18 protein-coding genes and 1 riboswitch are annotated in these 22,664 nt (G+C 74.0%); of the genes, 14 read left to right on the top strand and 4 right to left on the bottom strand.

What is annotated here, in order from left to right:
- Window positions 1-43 precede the first annotated feature (43 nt).
- The 7 genes from ccrA (at window position 44) to ACFCLZ_RS27540 (ending at window position 8,360) form a co-directional block, all read left to right on the top strand.
- Entirely contained in the window at window positions 44-1,414 is a 1,371-nt protein-coding gene (ccrA, locus tag ACFCLZ_RS27570) for a crotonyl-CoA carboxylase/reductase (protein WP_380280259.1), read from the top strand.
- Between the two features lies 1 nt (window position 1,415).
- Window positions 1,416-3,437 carry a protein meaA gene (locus tag ACFCLZ_RS27565; RefSeq protein ID WP_380280257.1) on the top strand — a complete coding sequence of 674 codons (2,022 nt, stop codon included), beginning with the start codon at window positions 1,416-1,418 and terminating at the stop codon, window positions 3,435-3,437.
- A gap of 21 nt (window positions 3,438-3,458) precedes the next feature.
- Window positions 3,459-4,421 (top strand): HpcH/HpaI aldolase/citrate lyase family protein, encoded by a 963-nt coding sequence (locus tag ACFCLZ_RS27560; protein ID WP_380280255.1) that lies wholly within the window; start codon window positions 3,459-3,461, stop codon window positions 4,419-4,421.
- A gap of 28 nt (window positions 4,422-4,449) precedes the next feature.
- On the top strand, window positions 4,450-4,953 hold the full coding sequence (locus tag ACFCLZ_RS27555) for a MaoC family dehydratase (protein ID WP_380280254.1): 504 nt from the start codon (window positions 4,450-4,452) through the stop codon (window positions 4,951-4,953).
- A 177-nt stretch (window positions 4,954-5,130) separates the two neighbouring features.
- Window positions 5,131-6,333: an acyl-CoA dehydrogenase family protein gene (locus ACFCLZ_RS27550; protein ID WP_380280252.1), complete on the top strand. Its 1,203-nt coding sequence runs from the start codon at window positions 5,131-5,133 to the stop codon at window positions 6,331-6,333.
- A gap of 469 nt (window positions 6,334-6,802) precedes the next feature.
- Entirely contained in the window at window positions 6,803-7,495 is a 693-nt protein-coding gene (locus tag ACFCLZ_RS27545) for a phosphatidylserine decarboxylase (RefSeq protein WP_380280250.1), read from the top strand.
- The gene (locus ACFCLZ_RS27540) at window positions 7,482-8,360 is read left to right on the top strand and encodes a CDP-alcohol phosphatidyltransferase family protein (RefSeq protein WP_380280248.1); all 879 of its coding nucleotides are present in this window, start codon (window positions 7,482-7,484) and stop codon (window positions 8,358-8,360) included. The genes ACFCLZ_RS27545 and ACFCLZ_RS27540 overlap by 14 nt, the downstream gene beginning before the upstream one ends.
- Window positions 8,361-8,453: 93 nt before the next feature.
- On the opposite strand, the gene ACFCLZ_RS27535 is transcribed toward ACFCLZ_RS27540, so the two are convergent.
- Together ACFCLZ_RS27535 and ACFCLZ_RS27530 are read right to left on the bottom strand one after the other, a co-directional pair.
- Window positions 8,454-9,779 (bottom strand): hypothetical protein, encoded by a 1,326-nt coding sequence (locus tag ACFCLZ_RS27535; protein WP_380280246.1) that lies wholly within the window; start codon window positions 9,777-9,779, stop codon window positions 8,454-8,456.
- Window positions 9,780-10,147: 368 nt separating this feature from the next.
- Window positions 10,148-11,263 carry an alpha/beta hydrolase family protein gene (locus tag ACFCLZ_RS27530; protein ID WP_380280244.1) on the bottom strand — a complete coding sequence of 372 codons (1,116 nt, stop codon included), beginning with the start codon at window positions 11,261-11,263 and terminating at the stop codon, window positions 10,148-10,150.
- A gap of 211 nt (window positions 11,264-11,474) precedes the next feature.
- Window positions 11,475-11,657, top strand: a riboswitch (cobalamin riboswitch).
- A 38-nt stretch (window positions 11,658-11,695) separates the two neighbouring features.
- Here ACFCLZ_RS27530 and ACFCLZ_RS27525 point away from each other — a divergent pair.
- The 6 genes from ACFCLZ_RS27525 to ACFCLZ_RS27500 all read left to right on the top strand — a co-directional run bounded on the left by ACFCLZ_RS27525 (window position 11,696) and on the right by ACFCLZ_RS27500 (window position 20,075).
- Window positions 11,696-12,682 (top strand): cobalamin biosynthesis protein, encoded by a 987-nt coding sequence (locus ACFCLZ_RS27525; RefSeq protein ID WP_380280242.1) that lies wholly within the window; start codon window positions 11,696-11,698, stop codon window positions 12,680-12,682.
- Window positions 12,679-14,193 (top strand): cobyric acid synthase, encoded by a 1,515-nt coding sequence (locus tag ACFCLZ_RS27520; protein ID WP_380280240.1) that lies wholly within the window; start codon window positions 12,679-12,681, stop codon window positions 14,191-14,193. Before ACFCLZ_RS27525 ends, ACFCLZ_RS27520 begins: the two co-directional genes overlap by 4 nt.
- Window positions 14,190-16,310, top strand: coding sequence for a putative cobaltochelatase (locus ACFCLZ_RS27515; protein ID WP_380280239.1), 2,121 nt, complete (start codon window positions 14,190-14,192; stop codon window positions 16,308-16,310). Before ACFCLZ_RS27520 ends, ACFCLZ_RS27515 begins: the two co-directional genes overlap by 4 nt.
- A 6-nt stretch (window positions 16,311-16,316) precedes the next feature.
- Complete coding sequence (cobO, locus tag ACFCLZ_RS27510; protein ID WP_380280238.1) at window positions 16,317-16,922, top strand: cob(I)yrinic acid a,c-diamide adenosyltransferase; 606 nt, start codon at window positions 16,317-16,319, stop codon at window positions 16,920-16,922.
- 27 nt (window positions 16,923-16,949) lie between these two features.
- Entirely contained in the window at window positions 16,950-18,362 is a 1,413-nt protein-coding gene (locus tag ACFCLZ_RS27505) for a cobyrinate a,c-diamide synthase (protein WP_380280236.1), read from the top strand.
- Window positions 18,363-18,599: 237 nt separating this feature from the next.
- The gene (locus ACFCLZ_RS27500; RefSeq protein WP_380280234.1) at window positions 18,600-20,075 is read left to right on the top strand and encodes a M6 family metalloprotease domain-containing protein; all 1,476 of its coding nucleotides are present in this window, start codon (window positions 18,600-18,602) and stop codon (window positions 20,073-20,075) included.
- A 277-nt stretch (window positions 20,076-20,352) separates the two neighbouring features.
- On the opposite strand, the gene ACFCLZ_RS27495 is transcribed toward ACFCLZ_RS27500, so the two are convergent.
- A complete protein-coding gene (locus tag ACFCLZ_RS27495) occupies window positions 20,353-21,297 on the bottom strand; it encodes an oxidoreductase (RefSeq protein WP_380280232.1) in 945 nt (314 codons plus the stop codon).
- Between the two features lie 80 nt (window positions 21,298-21,377).
- Here ACFCLZ_RS27495 and ACFCLZ_RS27490 point away from each other — a divergent pair, with 80 nt between their 5' ends.
- Window positions 21,378-21,989 (top strand): TetR family transcriptional regulator, encoded by a 612-nt coding sequence (locus ACFCLZ_RS27490; RefSeq protein WP_380280230.1) that lies wholly within the window; start codon window positions 21,378-21,380, stop codon window positions 21,987-21,989.
- A 10-nt stretch (window positions 21,990-21,999) separates the two neighbouring features.
- Here ACFCLZ_RS27490 and ACFCLZ_RS27485 read toward each other — a convergent pair whose 3' ends face one another.
- Window positions 22,000-22,599, bottom strand: a complete 600-nt coding sequence (locus ACFCLZ_RS27485; protein ID WP_380280228.1) for a TetR/AcrR family transcriptional regulator — start codon at window positions 22,597-22,599, stop codon at window positions 22,000-22,002.
- Window positions 22,600-22,664 lie beyond the last annotated feature (65 nt).

Here is a 22,664-nt window from a genome sequence, read left to right as displayed (position 1 = left end):
AGACGCCCTGTGCCCTCACACAGGTACGCCTTCGGAGGCAGCCATGAAGGAAATCCTCGACGCGATCCTCAGCCCCGACAGCACGGCGGCGGACTTCGCCCACGTGAAGCTGCCGGAGTCCTACCGGGCGGTGACGCTCCACAAGGACGAGGAGCAGATGTTCGCCGGGCTCGACAGCCGCGACAAGGACCCCCGCACGTCCCTCCACCTCGACGAGGTCGCGGTGCCCGAACTGGGCCCGGGTGAGGCCCTGGTCGCCGTGATGGCGAGCGCCGTGAACTACAACACCGTGTGGAGCTCGATCTTCGAGCCGGTCTCCACCTTCGGCTTCCTGGAGCGCTACGGCCGGCTCTCGCCGCTCGCCAAGCGCCACGACCTGCCGTACCACGTCGTCGGCTCCGACCTCGCCGGCGTGGTGCTGCGCACCGGCGCCGGGGTCAACGCCTGGAAGCCGGGCGACGAGGTGGTCGCGCACTGCCTGTCCGTCGAGCTGGAGTCCTCCGACGGCCACAACGACACGATGATGGACCCGGAGCAGCGGATCTGGGGCTTCGAGACCAACTTCGGCGGCCTCGCCCAGCTGGCCCTGGTGAAGACCAACCAGCTGATGCCCAAGCCCGCCCACCTGACCTGGGAGGAGGCCGCCTCCCCCGGCCTGGTCAACTCCACCGCCTACCGCCAGCTGGTCTCGCGCAACGGCGCCGGCATGAAGCAGGGCGACAACGTGCTGATCTGGGGCGCCAGCGGCGGCCTCGGCTCCTACGCCACCCAGTACGCGCTGGCCGGCGGCGCCACCCCGATCTGCGTGGTCTCCAGCCCGCAGAAGGCCGACATCTGCCGGGCGATGGGCGCCGAGGCGATCATCGACCGCTCCGCCGAGGGCTACCGGTTCTGGAAGGACGAGCAGACCCAGGACCCGCGCGAGTGGAAGCGGCTCGGCGGGCGGATCCGCGAGCTGACCGGCGGCGAGGACGTCGACATCGTCTTCGAGCACCCCGGCCGGGAGACCTTCGGCGCGAGCGTCTACGTCACCCGCAAGGGCGGCACCGTCGTCACCTGCGCCTCCACCTCCGGGTTCATGCACCAGTACGACAACCGGTACCTGTGGATGTCGCTCAAGCGGATCGTCGGCTCGCACTTCGCCAACTACCGCGAGGCCTGGGAGGCCAACCGCCTGGTGGCCAAGGGAAAGATCCACCCGACCGTCTCCAAGGTGTACCCGCTGGAGCAGACCGGCCAGGCCGCGCTGGACGTGCACCACAACAAGCACCAGGGCAAGGTCGGCGTGCTGTGCCTGGCCCCCGAGGAGGGCCTGGGCGTGCGCGACGCCGAACTGCGCGCCAGGCACCTGCCGGCGATCAACCTCTTCCGCGAGCTCGACGAGCGGACCATCCGGCGCGGCAGGGACAACTGACATGGCCGACCGCGACCGCCCCTGGCTGATGCGCACCTACGCCGGGCACTCCACGGCCCAGGACTCCAACGCGCTGTACCGGCGGAACCTGGCCAAGGGCCAGACCGGCCTCTCGGTGGCGTTCGACCTGCCGACCCAGACCGGCTACGACTCCGACCACGTGCTCGCCCGCGGCGAGGTCGGCCGGGTCGGCGTGCCGGTCGGCCACGTCGGCGACATGCGGACCCTGTTCGACGGCATCCCGCTCGAACAGACCAACACCTCCATGACCATCAACGCCACCGCGATGTGGCTGCTGGCGCTCTACCAGGTGGTCGCCGAGGAGCAGGGCGCCGACATCGCCAGGCTCACCGGCACCACCCAGAACGACATCGTCAAGGAGTACCTGTCGCGCGGGACGCACGTCTTCCCGCCCGGCCCCTCGGTGCGCCTGATCACCGACATGATCGCCTACACGGTCGGGAACATCCCGAAGTGGAACCCGATCAACATCTGCAGCTACCACCTCCAGGAGGCCGGGGCCACCCCGGTCCAGGAGATCGCCTACGCGATGTGCACGGCGATCGAGGTGCTGGACGCCGTCCGCGACTCCGGCCAGGTGCCGGCCGAGCGGATGGGCGAGGTGGTCGCCCGGATCTCCTTCTTCGTCAACGCCGGTGTGCGGTTCGTCGAGGAGATGTGCAAGATGCGGGCCTTCGGCCGGCTCTGGGAGAAGGTCACCCGCGAGCGGTACGGCATCGAGGACCCCAAGCAGCGCCGGTTCCGCTACGGCGTCCAGGTCAACTCGCTCGGCCTGACCGAGGCGCAGCCGGAGAACAACGTCCAGCGGATCGTGCTGGAGATGCTCGCCGTCACCCTCTCCAAGGACGCCCGCGCCCGCGCCGTCCAGCTGCCCGCGTGGAACGAGGCGCTCGGCCTGCCCCGCCCGTGGGACCAGCAGTGGTCGCTGCGGATCCAGCAGGTGCTCGCCTACGAGTCCGACCTGTTGGAGTACGGGGACCTCTTCAACGGCTCCGAGGTGGTGGAGGCCAAGACCGCCGCGCTGCTGGCCGGCGCCGAGGCCGAGATCGCCAAGGTGCTGGAGATGGGCGGGGTCATCCCGGCCGTCGAGTCCGGCTACCTGAAGTCCAACCTGGTCGCCGCGCACGCGGCCCGGCGGGCCCGGATCGAGTCCGGCGAGGACAGGATCATCGGGGTGAACTGCTTCGACACCACCGAGGAGAGCCCGCTCACGGCCGACCTCGACACCGCGATCATGGTCGTCGACCCGGCCTCCGAGCAGTCGGTGCTGACCGCCCTGGAGGCCTGGCGCGGGCAGCGCGACGAGGTCGCCGCGCTGCGTGCGCTGGAGGAGCTCAAGACCGTCGCCGCCACCGCCGAGAACCTCGTGCCGGCCACCCTGGCCTGCGCCCGAGCCGGGGTCACCACCGGCGAGTGGGCCTTCGCCCTGCGCGAGGTGTTCGGCGAGTACCGCGCGCCCACCGGCGTCGGCGGCGCCCCGGTCGCGGTCGCGGCCGAGCCCGGCGGCGAGCTGGCCGCGGTGCGCGAGGCCGTCGCCGCGACCGCCGCCGAGCTGGGCTGCGGCAAGCTGCGCCTGCTGGTCGGCAAGCCCGGCCTGGACGGGCACTCCAACGGGGCCGAGCAGATCGCCGTGCGGGCCCGCGACGCCGGGTTCGAGGTGGTCTACCAGGGGATCCGGCTCACCCCCGAGCAGATCGTCGCGGCCGCCGTCGCCGAGGACGTCCACTGCGTGGGCCTGTCGATCCTCTCCGGCGCCCACTCGGAGCTGGTCCCCGACGTGCTGCACCGGCTGCGCCGGGCCGGGGTGGAGGATGTCCCGGTGATCGTGGGTGGCATCATCCCGGCTGCGGACGGCGAGGCCCTCAGGGCCGCCGGCGTCGCCGCCGTGTTCACCCCGAAGGACTTCGGCATCACGACCATCATCGGCCGGATCGTGGACGAGATCCGGCTGGCCAACAGGCTCCAGCCGTGGACGCCCGCCCCGGCCACGACGACCAGCTGACCCCGGAAGGAACCACCCCGCATGTCCAACGTCAACCGCCTGCGCCCGCGCCGCTCCTGCCTCGCCGTGCCCGGCAGCAACCCGCGCTTCCTGGAGAAGGCCCAGGGCCTGCCCGCCGACCAGGTCTTCCTCGACCTGGAGGACGCCTGCGCCCCGCTGGTCAAGGAGAGCGCCCGGCACTCCATCGTCGACGCCCTGAACAACGGCGACTGGAGCGGCAAGACCCGCGTCGTGCGGGTCAACGACTGGACCACCCACTGGACCTACCGCGACGTGATCACCGTCGTCGAGGGCGCCGGCCCGAACCTCGACTGCATCATGCTGCCCAAGGTCCAGGACGCCGAGCAGGTCAAGGCGCTCGACCTGCTGCTCACCCAGATCGAGAAGACCATGGGCTTCGAGGTCGGCCGGATCGGCATCGAGGCGCAGATCGAGAACGCCAAGGGCCTGATCAACGTCGACGCCATCGCCCAGGCCTCGCCCCGGCTGGAGACCATCGTCTTCGGCCCGGCCGACTTCATGGCCTCGATCAACATGAAGTCCCTGGTGGTCGGCGAGCAGCCGCCCGGCTACCCGGCCGACGCCTACCACTACATCCTGATGCGCATCCTGATGGCCGCCCGCGCCCACGACCTCCAGGCGATCGACGGCCCCTACCTGCAGATCCGCAACCAGGAGGGCTACCGCGAGGTGGCCGGCCGCGCCGCCGCGCTGGGCTTCGACGGCAAGTGGGTGCTGCACCCGGACCAGGTCGCCACCGCCAACGAGATCTTCTCGCCCTCCCAGGAGGACTACGACCACGCCGAGCTGATCCTCGACGCCTACGACTGGTGCACCTCCGAGGCGGGCGGCTTCAAGGGCTCGGCGATGCTCGGCGACGAGATGATCGACGAGGCCAGCCGCAAGATGGCGCTGGTGGTCTCCGGCAAGGGCCGCGCCGCCGGTCTGAAGCGCACCTCCGAGTTCGAGCCCCCGCAGGCCTGAGAACGCCGACCCCCAGGAGTACTGAGACATGCAGTTCGGACGCACCTACGAGGAGTTCGAGGTCGGCGCGGTGTACAAGCACTGGCCCGGCAAGACGGTCACCGAGTACGACGACCACCTCTTCTGCCTCCTCACCATGAACCATCACCCGCTCCACCTGGACACCAACTACGCGGAGCGGACCACCGACTTCGGCCGCAACGTGGTGGTGGGCAACTACGTCTACTCGCTGCTGCTGGGCATGTCCGTCCCGGACGTCTCCGGCAAGGCGATCGCCAACCTGGAGGTCGAGTCGCTGCGGCACGTCGCGCCGACCTTCCACGGCGACACGATCTACGGCGAGACCACCGTGCTCGACAAGTGGCCGTCCAAGTCCAAGGACGACCGCGGCATCGTGTACGTCGAGACCAAGGGCTACAAGCAGGACGGCACGGTCGTCTGCCTCTTCCGCCGCAAGGTGATGGTGCCGACCGCGACGTACACCGAGGCACGCGGCGGGGAGCAGCCCGGCCGCCCCACCCCCCTCGGCTGAGCCCGGCCCCCCCGGAGCCCCAGAGCCCCAGAGCCCCGGACGGGCCGGCCGCCGTCATCGGCCGCAGCCCGACCCGGTTCACGGGGGCTCCGCGCAAGCCACGCCCGCGGAGCCCCCGTCCACCCCCCTCCTCTTCTTTCTCCTCTTCTTTCCCTCAGGCATGACAGGAGCCGCACGATGGGACGCCTCGCACAGACCGACGGCCTCACCGAGATCCAGCGGGACATCCTCGCCACCGTGCGCGAGTTCGTCGACAAGGAGATCATCCCGGTCGCGACCGAGCTGGAGCACAAGGACGAGTACCCGGCCGCGATCGTCGAGGGCATGAAGCAGCTCGGCCTCTTCGGCCTGACCATCCCCGAGGAGTACGGCGGCCTCGGCGAGTCGCTGCTGACCTACGCCCTGGTGGTGGAGGAGATCGCCCGCGGCTGGATGTCCGTCTCCGGCATCGTCAACACCCACTTCATCGTCGCGCACATGATCAACGCGCACGGCACCCAGGAGCAGAAGGACCACTTCCTGCCGAGGATGGCGGCCGGCGAGATCCGCGGCGCCTTCTCGATGTCCGAGCCGGGCCTCGGCTCCGACGTCGCCGCGATCAGCACCAAGGGCGTCCGGGACGGCGATTTCTACGTCCTCAACGGCCAGAAGATGTGGCTGACCAACGGCGGCACCTCCACCCTGGTCGCGGTGCTGTGCAAGACCGACGAGGGCGGCTCCACCCCCTACAAGAACATGACCACCTTCCTGGTCGAGAAGACCCCGGGCTTCGGGCCGAACCCGACCGTCCCCGGCCTCACCGTGCCCGGCAAGATCGAGAAGATGGGCTACAAGGGCGTCGACACCACCGAGCTGGTCCTCCAGGACGTCCGCGTCCCGGCGGACCGGGTCCTCGGCGGCGTCCCCGGCCGCGGCTTCTACCAGATGATGGACGGCGTCGAGGTCGGCCGCGTCAACGTGGCCGCGCGCGGCTGCGGCGTCGCCCGCCGGGCCTTCGAGCTGGGCATCGCCTACGCCCAGCAGCGCACCACCTTCGGCAAGCGGATCGCCGAGCACCAGGCGATCCAGTTCAAGCTCGCCGAGATGGCCACCAAGGTCGAGGCCGCCCACCAGATGATGGTCATGGCCGCCCGCAAGAAGGACGGCGGCGAGCGCAACGACCTGGAGGCGGGCATGGCCAAGTACCTCGCCTCCGAGTACTGCAAGGAGGTCGTCGAGGACTCCTTCCGGATCCACGGCGGCTACGGCTTCTCCAAGGAGTACGAGATCGAGCGGCTCTACCGGGAGGCCCCGATGCTGCTGATCGGTGAAGGTACTGCGGAGATCCAGAAGATGATCGTCGGGCGCCGGCTGCTGGAGGAGTACCGCATCGCGCAGTGATCCGCGGGCCACACAAGCCGCCGGTCGACGGGCGTGCGGGCCCGTCCCGGCACCGTGCCGTGCTCCGAGGCGTCGGCCCGGTCCGCCCCGGGTCCGGCACGGCCCACCGAAGCGGCCGTAGGGCGTACCGCTGCTGTCACGCGCCCTGCGGCCGCTTCGGCATCCCCTCGGCATCCCCTCGTGCCGCCCTCGCCCTGCCCTCGGCGGGAGGCCCCGAACGGCCGTACGGGCACCGTTGAGACATGAGTCACCAGCTTCGCCCGGTCCCTTGGGAACCGGAGCGGGGCGAGCTACGGTCGTACGGAAGGGGCGCGACCGCGCCTCCGGCAGGTCACATGACGAGCAGGCGGGTTGCCCACCCACCGTCTGCTCCCGATAGCATCCACCGGGACAGCAGACGTCCCCCTCTTACCCGATCCCGCGGTGGCCCCCGTCCAGCGGCCATGATCCCCCGCGACAAAGGTCTTCGATGCCCATCAGCCCGTCCCCTCACACCTCCGTCACGGACCGCGATGCCCTCGCAGCCACGACGGCCGGTCGGCGACCCCGCGTGACCATCGCGCGCGGAGCCACCCCCTGGTTCGTCCCCACCCTCGCCACGGCCGCCGTGACCACCGCCCTCACCCGGCGCAGTGGCAAGTGGGCCCTGGCCGCGGTACCCGCCTGTGCGCTCGGCGCCGGCATGCTGTGGTTCTTCCGCGACCCCGAGCGTGAGATCGGCACGGGCAGAGTGATCTCCCCCGCCGACGGCGTGGTCCAGAGCATCGACGCGTGGCCGGACGGCCGGACCCGCGTGGCGGTCTTCATGAGCCCGCTCAACGTCCACGTCAACCGGGCCCCGCTGCCCGGCACCGTGACCTCCGTCGAGCACGTGCCCGGTGGCTTCGTGCCCGCGTTCAACAAGGACAGCGACCAGAACGAGCGGGTCGTCTGGCACTTCGACACCGAGCTCGGCGACATCGAGATGGTCCAGATCGCGGGCGCCGTGGCGCGCCGCATCGTGCCGTACGTGGACGCCGGTACCAAGGTCGAGCAGGGCGAGCGGATCGGTCTGATCCGGTTCGGGTCCCGGGTCGACACCTACCTGCCGGCCGGCGTCGAGGTCGGCGTCGAGGTCGGCCAGAAGACCACCGCCGGGGTGACGCGCCTTGACCGTGACTGATCCTGAGACGATCGTCGGCCTGGAGGACGAGGAGACGGTCCTGCGCCGCCGCCGCTGGGCCCGCGACCGCGAGCTGCGCGCGCCGCGCTCGCCGCAGCACCTGTCCACCGCCGACTTCCTGACCCTGGGGAACGCCGTCTGCGGCTTCCTGGCGATCTACTCGATCACCACCGGGGTGCTCGTCCCGCACATCACCAACCCCGACGCCGCGCCGGACAAGCACAGCGCCGCCACCGCGGTGACGCTGCTGCTGATCGGCTCGATGTGCGACCTGTTCGACGGGCTGGTGGCACGCAAGCTGCGCTCCTCCGCGCTCGGGGCCGAACTCGACAACCTGGCCGACCTGATCAGCTTCGGCATCGCGCCGGCCTACTTCGTCGCGGTCTGGGGCATGGTCTCGCCCGGCTCCAACAGCCGGCTGTCGGCCCTGATCGCGCTGACCGTGCTGCTCGCGGTGGTCCTGCGGCTCGCCCGCTTCTCCGCCGTGAAGGTGCGCCCCGGGGTGTTCCAGGGCATGCCCTGCCCGATGGGCGCCATGACGGTGATTGCCATCGTGCTGCTCGACCCGCCGTTCCTGCCGGGTCTGCTCGCCATCTTCGGCGCGGCGTACCTGATGGTCAGCCGGATCGAGTACCCCAAGCCGCAGGGCCTGCTGGCCACCGCGACGCTCTGCTGGATCGTCGTCTCGATCGGCTGCCTGGCGGCCTGGGCGACCGGTCTGCCGGGCGGCGACAACCTGCTGCACATCGGCGCGTTCGCGCAGATCGCGCTCGCCGCGATGGCGCCGCTGCTGGTCATCCGCCGCAAGGTGGGCCAGAAGGTCGGCGACGTCCGGGCCCGCCGCGCGGAGTCGCGGGTCGGCTGACGTTCCCCCTCGGGCATGCGCAAGGGCCCGGTTCCCCTCGGGGAGCCGGGCCCTTGCGCATGTGGGCGCCCGCGGCGCGGGCGCCGGTGTCGGCTACGCGCCGCCGCGGTGGACGCTGAACGCCGAGCGGCGGGCCGCGCGGGCCACGCCCGGGTCCGGGTGCACGCCGGAGACGGCGGTCAGCACCGAGGCCGCCCGCGGGTGCCCGGACTGCCGGGCCCGGGCGAACAGCCGCACCGGGTCACCGGCCGAGGCGCCCTCGACGTGGCCGACGAGCAGGTCCGTCTCGCCGTGGTCGAGCACGGCCGCGGCGGTGTCCACCCAGAGCCAGGCGGCGTCCTCCGCGCCCAGCACGTCGGCCGGGGAGACCCCCTCGTCCGAGCGCTCGGCCAGCCAGAGCAGCGCGTAGGGGCGCAGCACCGGCTCGTCGACGGCGGCCCGGACGGCCTGCTCGGCGGTCACGCCGGCCACCCGCAGCGCCTCGAAGGCCAGGCCGCGCACCAGGGCGTCCTCGCCCTGCGCGGCCTCCAGCAGCTCGGCCACCGCCCGGTCGGCCGGGCGGGCGGCCAGCCAGGCCCGGTACTCGGCGCGGGCCGGGCCGGGCGAGTAGTCGGCGCAGGCGCTCAGCAGCTCCAGCGCGCTCTGCTCGATGTGGCCGGCGGCGGTCTGCGCGACGGTGCAGATCTCCTCCAGCTTGGCCCGCACCGCCCAGTGCCCGAGCGGGGAGAGCTCGGCCGCGTTGTCCCGGCGGACCAGCGCGCCGACGGCGGCCAGGCCGTCCAGCATCCAGTCCAGGACGGCGGCGACGTCGGCGGGCGAGGCCGGGGTGTCGATCTGCGGCTCGCGGCAGGTGCCGCGGACGGCCGAGACGGCGGAGGCCGCGTGCGGGACGGGCGAGAGGCCGAAGGTGCCCTCGCCGCCGCCGACCCGGCGCTCGTCCAGGCCGCGCCGGAGCAGTTCGAGCAGCTCGACGTCGGCCACCGGGCCGTCCACCAGGTGGAGGAAGGACAGCAGCTGCGGGGCCTGGTCGACGGCCTGCCCGGCGAGCACCGCGAAGACGCCGCGCAGGGCGGCGGGCGGGACCGGGGCGAGCAGCGTCCAGGCGTCGAACAGCGCCGACCAGCCGCGGACCACCGCCTCGTCGTCGTGCTCCCAGGCATGCAGGCGCCAGCCGGGGCCGGCGCCGCCGTCCCGGGCCTCGACCAGGCCGACCAGCAGGGCCTGGCCCCACGACTTGGCCGCGGCGCCCACCGTCATGGCGAGGGCGAGGCCGGCGGCGCGGGCGTCGTCGGGCAGCAGCTCGCCGCGCTTGTCGACCTCGTCGAGCTCACCGGCCCAGCGGGCGATCCGGACGGCGTCGACCAGCATGCGGCGGGCCAGCGGGGCGAGCTCGGCGGGAGCGGGGAAGCCCTCCGGCACGGGGACCCGGCCACGGCCGGGTGCGGGGGCGGGGCCTCGTCGGCGGGGTACGCCCGGGGCCCCCGGCCTGGCGCCTGCGGAGCGGTGGGCCGTTCCGGGGAGACGGGTCACCGTCGCACCGGTACCGATCGTCGGCGGGAGCGGGGCATCACGGTCGCGCGGATTCCGAGACGTCACGTCGAGCAGTCTTCCCCTTGCACCGGCCATCTGTCACATCCGGTTGTCCGCGCGGGGCCGGAGGGGGGCGCGGGGGCTCGACAAGATCGGGCAACAGAGGCCAAACCGACTGGCTTGATCTCTATGGCGGGTCCATGCCAGACGGAACCGGTGCGCCGCGGAATTCCGCGCGAGGGGGGGCTGCAAGCCGATCAGCAGAACGGCGTGAGCCAGCGGCGCAGGGTCTCGGCGTAGCGGTCCGGAGCGGTGTTCCACAGGGCCGCGTGGTCCCCGCCGGGGAAGGCCTGGAGGTTGACCACGTCCGGGCGGCGGTGGGCGAGGCGCCGGGCGGCGGCGAACGGGGCCACCGGGTCGTCGGGGCCGTGCAGCACCAGGGTGGGCACCCGCAGGTCGGTGCCGTCGGCGAGGCGGGCGAAGTCGGCCAGATCCACGCCGGTGCGGCCCTCGGCGGCGAGCGCGCCGAGTTCGGCGGCCGCACCCCGGTAGCCGGACCGGGCGGCGTCCCGGCGGGCGGTGGCCGGCCAGTCCAGCACCGGCGAGTCCAGGACCAGGCTGCTGATCGAGGGGGCGAGGTCCGAGCGGGCGGCGGTGTGCAGGGCGATCGTGGCGCCGAGCGACCAGCCGTAGAGGACGACCCGGCCCGCGCCGGCCTCCAGGGCGGTGCGCACCGCGGCCTCGACGTCCCGCCACTCCGTCTCGCCGAAGTGGCCGAGGCCGTCCGGGGAGGCGGGCGCGCCGGCGTCGCCGCGGTAGGTGACGGCGAGCGCGGGCAGGCCGAGGCGCTGCAGCTCGGGGAGGACGGGCAGGCTCTGCGCGCGGTCGGCGTCGGGGCCGTGGACCAGGACCACCCAGGTGCCGCGCTTGCCGTCCAGCCGCCAGGCGGGCATCGCGCCCAGCTCGCCCTCGACGGCGGTCTCGGCGAACGGCAGGCCGAGCGCCGAGGCCGGGTCGCCGAGGTACACGCGGGGGGTGAAGCGGACTTCGGTGCCGGGGGCGAGGGTGCCGCGCTCGGCGCGGACCAGGCGGCGGGTGACGCCCTTGTCGTCGCGGTGCAGGACCTCCTCGACCACCGCGTGGCCGTCCTCGCCCCACTCGACGGCCCAGCGGCCGGGGCGCTCGCTCACCGGGGTGCGGGTGAAGGTGACCCGCCCCGCGCCGAGGCTCCGGACGAGGACCGGGCCGCTCCGGTCGCGGGCGGCCCCGGCCGAACGGACCATCCGCTCGGACGCCTTGCGGCCAACCACCAGGACGGCGGCCCCGGTGCCGACGGCGGCGGCCGCCACGGTGGCCGCGATTCCCCAACGCATACTCGCTCCCCGATGCTCGGTGTCTGGCTGCTCGGTGTCTGGCCTGCCCGGTGTCCGGACCCACCCCTCAGTCCACTCGCGCGGGCGGGGGGAAGCCAGTAGGACACGGCCGTACGGGTTGTTCCGGGAGGAACGTCACACCGGGCGGGACGGGCGGCGCGGCGTGTGACCAACGCCCTCCACGACCTCGGTTGACTCCCGGTTCGGGCCCGTGATGGGATCCTTCAGCCAATACGGAGGCATGCAGAGGAAGCCGGTGCGAGTCCGGCGCGGTCCCGCCACTGTCACCGGGGAGCACGACCGGAACACGCCACGGCGAGCCGTCAGAAGCCGCTGGAAGGCCCGGACCGTGCGTTCGACCCGGAAGCCAGGAGACTCTCGCCGCCGGTTCGTCGATCCAGGGCGCGGACCCTGAGTGAGGACACGCACGCGATGCTGCGCCCTGCCGTGCGCCCGCTGAGCCGGGCCGTCGCCTTCGGCGCGGGTGCCGTCGCCGGCTACCTGGCCGACGCCCGGTTCGGCGACCCGCGCCGCGGCCACCCGGTGGCCGGCTTCGGCTCCGCCGCCGGCCGGCTGGAGCGCCTGCTGTGGCGCGACCACCGCGCCGCCGGCGCCGCCTTCACCGCCCTGGCCGTGGGCACCGTCGCGGCCGGCGCGCTGACCGCCGACCGGCTGCTGGCCCGCCGTCCGCTCGGCCGGGCCGCCCTCGCCGCCGCCGCGACCTGGACGGTGCTCGGCGGCGCCTCGCTGACCCGGGAGGCCCGCACCATCGGCCGTTCCCTCGCGGCGGGCGACCTGACGGCGGCCCGGGAGCGGCTGCCGCACCTGTGCGGGCGCGACCCGAGCGCGCTGGACGAGCGGCAGCTCGCCCGCGCCGTCGTCGAGTCGGTGGCCGAGAACACCGCCGACGCCGTGGTCAACGCCCTGGTGTGGGGCGCTCTCGCGGGCACGCCCGGCCTGCTGGCGTTCCGCGCGGTGAACACCCTGGACGCGATGGTCGGTCACCGCTCGCCCCGCTACGCCCGGTTCGGCTGGGCCTCGGCGCGGCTGGACGACGTGGCGGGCTGGCCGGGCGCGCGGCTGACCGCGCTGCTGACGGTCGCCGCCGCCCCCGAGCCGCGCACCGCCTGGCGGGTCTGGCGCCGCGACGGCTCGGCGCACCCCAGCCCGAACGCCGGCCAGGCCGAGTCGGCCTTCGCGGGCGCGGTGGGCGTGCGGCTCGGCGGCACGCTGCGGTACGGCGAGCGCATGGAGCACCGCCCCGTGCTGGGCGGGGAACTGCGCCCCGTCGGGGTGGACGACATCGAACGGGCCTGTGTGCTCTCCCGGCGGGTGAGCGCGCTGGCCCTGGGTACGACCGTCGCCGGGCATCTGCTGCTCCGGGCGGCGCCGATCAGGAAGCGGAGGGGTGGGGCATGAGCAAGGCGCTACTGGTCGCCGGGACGACCTCGGACGCCGGCAAGAGCGTGGTCACCGCGGGCATCTGCCGCTGGCTGGCCCGGCAGGGTGTCGCGGTCGCGCCGTTCAAGGCGCAGAACATGTCGCTGAACTCCTTCGTCACCGCGGACGGCGCCGAGATCGGCCGCGCGCAGGCGATGCAGGCGCAGGCGGCCCGGGTGGAGCCGGAGGCGGCGATGAACCCGGTGCTGCTCAAGCCCGGCGGGGACGGCCGCAGCCAGGTGGTGCTGCTGGGCCGTCCGGTCGCCGAGGTCGGCGCGCTGGACTACCGGGAGCGCAAGCCGCTGCTGCTGGAGCGCGCCCTGGAGTGCCTGGCGGACCTGCGCCGCCGCTTCGACGTGGTGGTCTGCGAGGGCGCGGGATCGCCCGCCGAGATCAACCTGCGCGACCGCGACATCGCCAACATGGGCCTGGCCACCGCCGCCGGGCTGCCGGTCGTGGTCGTCGGGGACATCGACCGCGGCGGCGTCTTCGCGGCGATGTACGGGACGCTGGCGCTGCTGTCGGCGCAGGACCAGCGGCATGTGGCGGGCTGGTTCGTCAACAAGTTCCGCGGCGACGCGCGGCTGCTCGCGCCGGGCCTGGACATGCTGCGCGACCTGACCGGCCGCCCGGTGCTCGGCACCCTGCCGATGCTGCCGGACCTGTGGCTGGACGCCGAGGACTCGCTCGACCTGTCCACCGTCGTCGACCGGACCGCCGCGCGCGGCCCGCTCGGCGCGGACGTGCTGCGGGTGGCCGTGCTGCGCTTCCCCCGGCTGTCCAACTTCACCGACCTGGACGCGCTCGTCCAGGAGCCCGGCGTCCTGGTCCGCTGGGCCACCCGGCCCGAGGAGCTGGCCGACGCCGACCTCGTCGTGCTGCCCGGCACCCGGGCCACCGTCGCGGACCTCGCCTGGCTGCGCGAGCGCGGCCTGGAGCCGGCGCTGAAGGCGCGGGCGGCGGCCGGGCGCCCGCTGCTCGGCGTCTGCGGCGGCTACCAGATGCTGGCGCACTCGATCGTGGACGAGGTCGAGTCGAAGGCGGGCGCGGTGGACGGCCTCGGGCTGCTGCCGACCCGGGTGCGGTTCGGCGCCGGGAAGGTGCTCGCCCGGCCGGTCGGCGAGGCCTTCGGGGAGCGGGTCGAGGGGTACGAGATCCACCACGGCGTCGTCACCGTCGAGGGCGGGGAACCGTTCCTGGACGGCTGCCGGGTGGGCCAGGTGTGGGGGACGACCTGGCACGGCGCGCTGGAGAACGACGGCTTCCGGCGCGCGCTGCTGCGTGAGGTCGCGGCGGCCGCCGGCCGGGCGTTCGTGCCCGCGCCGGACACCTCGTTCGCCGCCGCGCGGGAGGCCCGGCTGGACCGGCTGGGCGAGCTGATCGAGGAACACGCGGACACCGACGCGTTGTGGAAGCTGATCGAGGGCGGGGTGCCGGCGGCCGGATCGCTGCCGACCCTGGCGCCCGGGGCCCCTGGGGAGCATGCATGAGTGACGTCCGTTACCCGTTCACCGCCGTCGTCGGCATGGCCGACCTGCGGCTCGGCCTGCTGCTGAACGCCGTCTCCCCGGCGGTCGGCGGGGTGCTGGTGCGCGGTGAGAAGGGCACCGCCAAGTCGACCATGGTGCGCGCGCTGGCCGGGCTGCTGCCGTCCATCGCGACCGTCGACGGCTGCCGCTTCGCCTGCGACCCGGCCGCGCCGGACCCGCAGTGCCCCGACGGCGCGCACGCCGGCGCCCCGGCCTCCGAGCGCCCGGCCCGGCTGGTCGAGCTGCCGGTCGGCGTCTCCGAGGACCGGATCGTCGGCTCGCTGGACCTGGAGCGGGCGCTCGCCGAGGGCGTCAAGGCCTACGAGCCCGGCCTGCTCGCCCGGGCGCACCGCGGCGTGCTCTACATCGACGAGGTGAACCTGCTGCAGGACCACGTGGTGGACCTGCTGCTGGACGCCGCCGCGATGGGCCGCTCCTACGTCGAGCGCGAGGGCGTGTCGGTGCGGCACGCGGCGCGCTTCCTGCTCGTCGGCACGATGAACCCGGAGGAGGGCGAGCTGCGCCCGCAGCTGCTCGACCGGTTCGGCCTGACGGTGGAGATCGCCGCGACCCGGGAGCCCGCGGAGCGCGCCGAGGTGGTGCGCCGCCGGCTCGGCTACGACGCCGACCCGGCCGCGTTCGCCGCCCGTTTCGCCGCGGACGAGCGGGCGCTGGCGGCACGGATCACCGCCGCGCGCGAGCTGCTGGCGAAGGTGGAGCTGACCGACACGGCGCTGCGCCAGATCACCGCCGTCTGCGCGGCGTTCGAGGTGGACGGGCTGCGCGCGGACATCGTGATGGCGCGCACCGCCGTCGCGCTGGCCGCCTGGGCCGGGCGCACCGAGGTGCTGGCGGAGGACGTCCGCAAGGCCGCCCAGCTGGCGCTGCCGCACCGCCGCCGGCGCAACCCGTTCGACGCGCCGGGGCTGGACGAGGAGCAGCTGGACCGGGTGCTGGAGGAGCACGCCCAGTCGGAGCCCGAGCCGGAGCCGCAGCCCGAGCCCGCGACGGCCGAGGGGTCCCAGGACGACCCGGAGCCGGACCCGGACGGCGGCCCGGACGGGCCGGACGGCGGCGGTCCGCAGGACGGCGGCCCCGACGGCGGCGGGGGCGGCGGCGCGCCGGAGCCCTCCGGTCCGGACGGTCCGCCGCTGGAGGCGGACCCGGCCGCCGGGGAGGACGCCGCCCCGCAGCCCGTCCCGGCCCAGCACCCCTCCCCCGCGCGGGAGTCGGCGCCGGTCGCGGCCGGCGACCCGTACCGCACCCGGCTGTTCGCGGTGAACGGCACCGGGCGCGGCGCCCAGGGCCGCCGCTCCCCCGCCGAGACCGACGGCGGCCACACCGTCCGGGCCCGCCGCCCGCGGGGCCGGCTGGCCCGGCTGCACCTGAGCGCCACACTGCGCGCCGCCGCACCGCACCAGGTGGCGCGCGGGCGCTCCTCGCGCGCGCTGGTGCTGCACAAGGACGACTTCCGCGAGCAGGTGCGCCAGGGGCGGGAGTCCAACCTGGTGCTGTTCGTCGTGGACGCCTCCGGTTCGATGGCGGCCCGGCAGCGGATGACCGCCGTCAAGGGCGCGGTGCTGTCGCTGTTGATGGACGCCTACCAGCGCCGCGACAAGATCGGCATGATCACCTTCCGGGGCGCCTCGGCCGAGCTGGCACTGCCGCCCACCTCCTCGGTGGAGGTCGGCGCGGCCCGCCTGGAGTCGCTGCCCACCGGCGGGCGCACCCCGCTGGCCGCCGGCCTGCTGCGGGCCCACGAGGTGCTGCGGGTCGAGCGGCTGCGCGACCCGGACCGCCGCCCGCTGCTGGTCGTGGTGACCGACGGCCGGGCCACCGGCGGCGGCCGGGACGCCGTCGCGCGGTCGCACCGGGCGGCCGGGCTGCTGGCCGCGCAGGGCGTGGCGAGCGTGGTGCTGGACTGCGAGTGCGGCCCGGTCCGGCTCGGCCTGGCCGGCGCCCTGGCGGCCCGGCTGCGCGCCACCGCCGTGACCCTGGACGAGCTGCGCGCCGACGGCGTCGCCTCGCTCGTCCGCGAGAACCGACCGATGTCCCCCGCGATGCGAAAGGCGGCCTGAGCCGATATGCCCAAGGGTGTCCCCGAGAGCGTCCCCGAGGACGGCCTGACGACCCGTCAGCGCCGTACCCTGCCGATCACCGCCGTGCACACCGGCCCCGGCAAGGGCAAGTCCACCGCCGCGTTCGGCATGGCGCTGCGCGCCTGGAACCAGGGCTGGTCGGTCGGGGTGTTCCAGTTCGTGAAGTCCGCCAAGTGGAAGGTCGGCGAGGAGAACGCGCTGCGGGTGCTCGGCGCCTCCGGCGAGGGCGGCACCGTCGAGTGGCACAAGATGGGCTCCGGCTGGTCCTGGATCCAGCGCACCGGCGCGATGGAGCTGGACAGCGAGGCGGCGGCCAAGGAGGGCTGGGAGCAGGTCAAGCGCGATCTGGCCGCCGAGACCTACCGCTTCTACGTGCTGGACGAGTTCACCTACCCGATGCACTGGGGCTGGATCGACCCGGCGGAGGTGGTGGCCGTGCTGAAGGACCGCCCGGGCAGCCAGCACGTCGTCATCACCGGCCGGTACGCACCGGAGGCGCTGACCGACTTCGCCGACCTGGTCACCGAGATGACCAAGGTCAAGCACCCGATGGACGCCGGCCGCAAGGGCCAGCGCGGCATCGAGTGGTAGCGGTCCGGACCTACGGAGCCTGAGCACGTGAACATCCCCCGTCTCGTCGTCGCGGCGCCCTCCTCGGGCGCCGGGAAGACCACCGTCGCCACCGGCCTGATCGCCGCGCTCACCGCGCGCGGGCTGGCCGTCTCCCCGCACAAGGTCGGCCCGGACTACATCGACCCGGGCTACCACGGACTGGCCGCCGGGCGGCCCGGCCGCAACCTGGACGCGTTCATGTGCGGGCCGGAGCGGATCGCCCCGCTCTTCCTGCACGGCGCGGCCGGGGCGGACGTGGCGGTGGTCGAGGGCGTGATGGGCCTGTTCGACGGCGCCTCCGGGCGCGGCGAGCTGGCGTCCACCGCGCACGTGGCCAAGCTGCTGCGGGCGCCGGTGGTGCTGGTGGTGGACGCCTCCTCGCAGTCCCGGTCGGTGGCCGCGCTGGTGCACGGCTTCGCCTCCTGGGACCCGGAGGTGCGGCTGGCCGGGGTGATCCTCAACCGGGTCGCCTCCGACCGGCACGAGCAGCTGCTGCGCGAGGCCCTGGAGGAGGGCTCGGGGGTGCCGGTGCTGGGCGCGGTGCGGCGCTCGGCGGCGGTCGCCACGCCGTCCCGGCACCTGGGGCTGATCCCGGCCGTGGAGCGCTCGGCGGAGGCGCTGCGGGCGGTGGCGGACATGGGCGAGCTGGTCGCCGGCTCGGTGGACCTGGACGCGGTGCTGGCGCTGGCCCGGACGGCGCCGCCGCTGGCCGGCGTCGAGCCGTGGGACCCGGCGGCGGAGGTGGCGGTGCCTGTGGCGGGCGTACCTGTTGCAGGCGTGCCTGTTGCGGGCGTGCCGCGGATCGCGGTGGCCGGGGGCGCGGCGTTCTCCTTCTCGTACGCGGAGAACGCCGAACTGCTGACGGCGGCCGGCGCCGAGGTGGTGCCGTTCGACCCGCTGCACGCCGACGCCCTGCCGGAGGGTACGGCGGGCCTGGTGATCGGCGGCGGGTTCCCCGAGCTGTACGTCCGGGAACTCAGTGCGAACGGTCAACTGCGGTCCGCGATCGCCGCGTTCGCGGCCGCGGGCGGCCCGGTCTCCGCCGAGTGCGCCGGACTGCTCTACCTCGGCCGCGAGTTGGACGGCCTGCCGATGTGCGGGGTGCTGGACACCTCGGCCCGGATGACCGAGCGGCTGACCCTCGGGTACCGGGAGGCGGTCGCCCTGCACGACTCGCCGCTCGCACCGACCGGGGCCAGGCTGCGCGGGCACGAGTTCCACCGGACGGTCTGCGAGCCGGGCGCCGGCGAACGGCCCGCCTGGGGCTGGAGGTTGCCGACCGGTCCGCGCACCGAGGGATTCGCGGGCGCGGCCGGGGCGGAGAATGTTCACGCTTCGTATCTGCACCTGCACTGGGCGGGATACCCGCAGCTCGCCGCCTCCTTCACGGCGGCCGCGGCGGCGCACCGGGCGGGCTGAGCGGCACCCGACGGAAACCGACAGGCCTTCGGGTCTGGTGCTGCGGCCGTGCGGGGCGTCAAAATAGGGACAGAAAGCCGCATATCGCCCCCTTTGCCACCGGCGCCGGCCCAAGCCGACCATCCCTCGACAAACCGGGCGACAGTCGGCGACCGCCCACTCGGCGGGGCGCCGAGCACGCCTCCATGGCGCCGCAGACGCCCCGGCGGGGCGAGCAGGCTCGAAGGAGCCGTCACCATGCGTCACACATTAACCCCGCTGCGTCCCCAGCTCGTCCCCGGCCTCCCCACCACCCACCACCCGTACGCCTGCCCGGTGCCGATGTCACCGGACGCCCTCCAGGCGCTCCACGGCGAGTACCTGAAGCTCATCGAGACCCGCCGACTGCCGAAGCACATCACCTTCGGCCAGTACTACTACGTCTGGCTCTCCCGGGTGCGCGGTGAGAACGTCATCGGCCTCGACGACGGCGCCACCCGCCCCGGTCCCAGCACCGACGCCCAGCTGATCACCCGTCCGAGCAAGCAGCTCAAGGGCGTGGTCCGCACCATGGTGCTGCTGGTGGACTTCCCCGACCACCCGCACGACCCCGCGAACACCCCCGCACACTTCGAAGACCTGCTGTTCAGCTCCGGCACCTTCGCCACCGGCTCGCTGCGCGACTACTACCGGCAGGTCAGCGGCTTCGACGCGACCGACCCGAGCGCCGGCGGCATCGACCCCCAGGGCGAGGTGCACGGCTGGTTCACGCTGCCGCACCCGATCTCCTTCTACGCCGACAACCAGTCCGGCCAGGGCACCGCGCCCAGGAACGAGCAGGGCATGGCCGCCGACGCGATCGCCCTCGCGCTCAAGAACGGCGTCAAGTTCACCAAGGACTTCGACGCCCTCGGCACGGGCGACATCACCGCCCTGTTCGTCGTCCACGCGGACAGCGGAGCCGAGGCGATCCAGGACCCGGCCAAGGTCCAGGGCGCCCTGTGGAGCGCCAAGTGGCTCAACGACGCCCCCACCCCGGTCGCCCCCGGCCTGGCCGTGCAGACCTTCCTGACCGTCCCCGAGGACTGCAAGGTGGGCGTCTGCTGCCACGAGTGGGGCCACCTGGCCTGCGGCTACCCCGACCTCTACGACACCGGCGACGTCGAGTTCACCAAGTCCAACGGCCTCGGCAACTACTGCCTGATGGCGGCCGGCTCCTGGGGCAACAACGGCGTCACCCCGGTGTATCTGGACGGCATGCTGCGGATGTTCCAGGGCTGGAGCGCCCCGCAGGCCGTCACCAGCACCACCAAGGACATCACCCTGAGCCCCGTCTCCGACGGCGGCGACATCCTGTTCGTCCGCAGCCCCCGGATGACGCCCACCCAGTACATCATCGTCGAGTACCGGCGCCAGAGCGGGCAGGACAAGTTCCTCCCGGACCAGGGCATCGCCGCGTACGTCGTGGACGAGAGCATCGACAACGTCAACGACGAGAAGCACCTCGCCATCGAGCTGATGCAGGCCGACGGCCGGCGCGACCTGGCGAAGATCTTCGGCCAGGGCAACCGCGGTGACGACACCGACCTCTACCCGGCGCTCGGCAACACCAGCATCGGCGAGCACACCCGGCCCGCGCTGGACGAGCCCGACGGCACCTGGAGCGGCATCACCCTCGACGTCGCCGGCACGCCCGGGGCGGACCGGATGGAGGTGAGCGTGACCATCGAGTGACCCGGCCGACCCTGGACAACCCCTCCAGGACGGCCGGATGACCGATGGTCAGATGATCGTCCACACCGGGGGCTCCCGCTCCGGGAAGTCCGGATCCCCGGTCGGCCCTCGGGGTGGACACGCTGATCGCCGCCCTGCCCGCCGCGCTGCGCGGCTCCGGCGGTGGCTCCGGCGCAGCCGCGCCCGGCGCGGATGGTGAGGCCGGACCGGGCAGCGGCGGCGATTTCGGCGTGCCCGGCGCAGGCCGCGTGCTCGGGCGCCGAGGGCCCCGGTCGCCTCAGGCCCGGGCCTCCGCCAGGCCGAACCGCACACCGGTCAGCTCCTCCGAGAGCTCCCAGAGCCGGCGGGCGGCCTCGGCGTCGGCCGCCGAGGGCGCGAGCCGGACCCGGGTCGGCGCGCCGCGCAGTTCGCCCCGGCCGTCCGGGCCGATGAACTCCCCGCCGCGCACGGACGGGTCGGTCGCCGCGTACAGCTGCGGCAGCGCGCCGTCCGCCGGGCGCTGGGCGAGCGGCCGCAGCAGCCGTCCGAAGAGCAGCCGGGTGAGGCCGGTCGGCCCGTTGGTCTGCAGACCGGTGGCGGTGTAGCCGGGGTGGGCGAGCAGGCTGCGCACCGGACTGCCGGACGCGGTCAGCCGCCGGTGGAGTTCGCGGCCGAAGAGCGCGTTGGCGAGCTTCGACTGGTCGTAGAAGCCCATCGGCGTGTAGTCGCGCGCTCCGGTGAGGTCGTCGAAGCGGATCCGCCCCTTGCGGTGGTTGAGCGAGCTGACGGTCACCACGCGCGGGTCGCGGCCGGCGGCGAGGGCGTCGAGCAGCAGGCCGGTGAGGGCGAAGTGGCCGAGGTGGTTGACGGCGAACTGCAGCTCGTGGCCCTGCGGGCTGAGCGCGCGGGGCGGGGCGAACACACCCGCGTTGTTGACGAGGACGTCCAGCCGGGGGTGGTCGGCGCGCAGCCGGTCGGCGAAGGTCCACACGGTGTCGAGGTCGGCCAGGTCGAGGCGGCGGACTTCGAGGCGGTCGGGCACGCCGGGGTCCGGCAGGGCGGCGGCGATCCGGGCGGCGGCCGCGCGCCCCCGCTCCTCGTCCCGGACGGCGAGGACCACCCGCCCGCCCCGCTCGGCCAGCACCCGGGCGGTGGCCAGGCCCAGCCCGCTGCTCGCTCCGGTGACGACGAACACCCGCCCGTGCTGGTCCGCAGGGCCGCCTGTTGGCTCCAAAGGCTTCATATGGCAGATGCTGCCGCTCGTGTCACTCGGTGTCAAGGCGCTACTGGATGACACTGTCGGCATGGCGTTACCATCGTCGGGTGACCTCCCGACCCGCCGTCAGCCTCGCCCAGCGCAAGCGCCAACTCGTCGTGGACGAGCTGACCGAAGCCGCCTTCCGGCTGCTCACCACCCAGGGGTTCGACGCCGTCACGGTGGACGAGATCGCGGCCGACGCCGGGGTGTCCAAGCGGACGTTCTTCCGCTACTTCGCGTCCAAGGAGGACGTGATCGTCCGCTTCCTGGCCGACCTGGGCAGCGGCATCAGCGCCGAACTGGCCGCCCGTCCCGCCGCGGAGCCGCCCTCGGCCGCCCTGCGGCACGCCGTCTCGGTCCCCCTGACCGCCTGCGGCGAGCACGGCGACCGGGCGCTGCGCGCCGTCCAGCTGATCCTGCGCACCCCGGCCCTGCACGCCCGTTTCCTGGAGCGGCAGGCCGAATGGCGCGCGGAACTGTCGGCCGAACTGGCCCGCCGGCTGGACCTCGACCCCGCCGCCGTCCTCTACCCCCGGCTCGCCGCCGGGATGGCGCTCACCGCCTTCGGCGCCGTCCTGGAGCGCTGGAGCGACAGCGACGGCGCCATCGACCCGGCCGCCCTGACCGCCGAGGCCTTCGCCGTCCTCGCCCCGGCCCTGGACGCACCCGCCCGCTGAGCGGGGGCGCTCAGCCGTCCAGGAGGGCGGCGAGGTAGCGGGTGACCTCGGCGCCGAGTTCGGCCGGCCCGGGGACGCGGCCGGCGCCGCTGCCGGCGGTGACGTTGAAGAGCACGCCGTCCGCCCAGCGGACCAGTCGGCGGGCGTCCGCCTCGGGGGTGCGGGAATCGCACTGGGTGAGCAGGGTGACCGCGAGGCCGAGGAAGCCCGCGCCCAGGCGGTCGTAGACGACGCGCAGTTCGGGGCGCCGAGTGGCTTCGAGGGCCAGCTCGAAGCGGGCCACGGTGAGCGTGCGGCCGACGGTGAGCGCCTGGTGGACGGCGTCGGCGGCGAGCTGGGCGAGCAGCTCCCGGGCGTGCTCCGCCGTGGGCGCGCGCACCGGCGCCGCGTACGCCGGTGACTCCAGTTCCGCGATCCGGGTGATCGCCAGCTCCAGCAGCGCCGCCCGGGTGCGGGCGAGGTTGGAGGTCGAGCCGGCGGGCAGGCCGGCCGCCTCGTCGACGGCGCGGTGCGTGAGCCCGCGCAGACCGCGCTCGGCGATCAGCGCGACGGCGGCGTCGGCGATCAGAGTCTGGCGCTGGGGGCCGGCGGGCGCGGCACTACTGGTCATGGGTCCGATCATCGTCGCTCCCCCCGGCCCCCGCCCAATTCTCACTACACCTGTAGTACGGTCGG

The organism is Kitasatospora purpeofusca (assembly GCF_042691725.1).
In the GTDB taxonomy this organism is placed as follows: domain Bacteria; phylum Actinomycetota; class Actinomycetes; order Streptomycetales; family Streptomycetaceae; genus Kitasatospora; species Kitasatospora purpeofusca_B.
Note: the sequence above shows the minus strand (reverse complement) of the source record. Positions and strands in the feature narration are given on the sequence as shown.